This window comes from Microbacterium sp. H6, assembly GCF_003314775.1.
Lineage (GTDB): Bacteria > Actinomycetota > Actinomycetes > Actinomycetales > Microbacteriaceae > Microbacterium > Microbacterium oxydans.
This window is the reverse complement of the sequence record NZ_QOAY01000305.1, coordinates 418-1477: the sequence shown is the minus strand read 5'-3', so window position 1 is coordinate 1477 and position 1060 is coordinate 418. Positions and strand designations below refer to the sequence as shown.

The window sequence follows — 1060 nt, the reverse complement described above, 5'->3', positions numbered from 1 at the left end:
CGACCCCCGGCGCCCGCGCCCGTCTGATCCTCGCGCACGTCGCGATCTACGTGGCTGCGCTGATCTTCATCTCGCCGTTGATCTACGCGTTCTTCTCGGCTCTCAAGCCGAACGCGGAGATGTTCTCGATGCCGCCGACCCTGGTGGGCTCCGAACTGCGGTGGAGCAACTTCGTCGACGTGTTCGCCTACGGGCCGTTCCTGACGTACATCATGAACTCCTTCATCGTCGCGATCGGCGGAACGCTCGTCGTGCTGATCGTCTCGACCACAGCCGGATACGCCTTCGGGCGCCTGCGGTGGAAGGGCCGGGACGCGGTGTTCGTGCTGTTCCTGGCCACCCTGATGGTTCCCGCCGAGGTGCTCGTCATCCCCATGTTCCAGGTCATGCAGTGGTTCAACTGGGTCGACACATACCAGGCGCTCATCCTTCCCTTCGCGTTCGGCGCCTTCGGCACGTTCCTGATGCGGCAGTTCTTCCGCGGCATCCCCTACGAGCTGGAGGAGGCGGCCCGTGTCGACGGCGCAGGCCCCGTGCGATCGTTCCTGCAGATCATCCTTCCGCTGTCGAAGTCGGCGGTGGCGGTGCTCGCGGTGTTCACGTTCCTCTCGTTCTGGAACAGCTACCTGTGGCCGCTGATCGTGACGGTCGACTACAACGCGCACGGCACGCTTCCGGTCGGCCTCGCGAGCTTCGCCGGTCTCACCGGCACGCGGTGGGACCTGCAGATGGCAGCCGCGATCATCTCGATGGTGCCGACCACGATCCTCGTGATCGTGCTGCAGAAGCACCTCGTCAAGGGGATCGCGATGGCCGGGCTGGGTGGTCGCTGAGCATGATCGGTCAGGAACAGGGGACCAGCACGCTCATCGGTGGCGCAGCCGGACCCGGTGCGGCTCTCGTCGGGATCGACATCGGCGGCACCAAGATCGCCGCCCTTCTGGTGGACGGTGACGGTGCCGTGCTCGGCCGGGGCAGCGTCGGCGCACCGGCCGCGCTCGGCGGTGCAGCGATGGCGGATGCGGCAGCGACCCTCGCCATGTCGCTGGCAGCGGAGGCG

Annotated in this window: 1 protein-coding gene and 1 pseudogene; both read left to right on the top strand. The window is 66.8% G+C overall.

Annotated features, from left to right (window positions below):
- A partial coding sequence (locus DSP71_RS20025) for a carbohydrate ABC transporter permease (RefSeq protein WP_258546574.1) occupies positions 1–833 on the top strand: 833 nt, incomplete at its 5' end.
- Between the two features lie 2 nt (positions 834–835).
- Positions 836–1060 (top strand): annotated as a pseudogene (locus DSP71_RS20020) (ROK family protein); the annotation flags it as partial.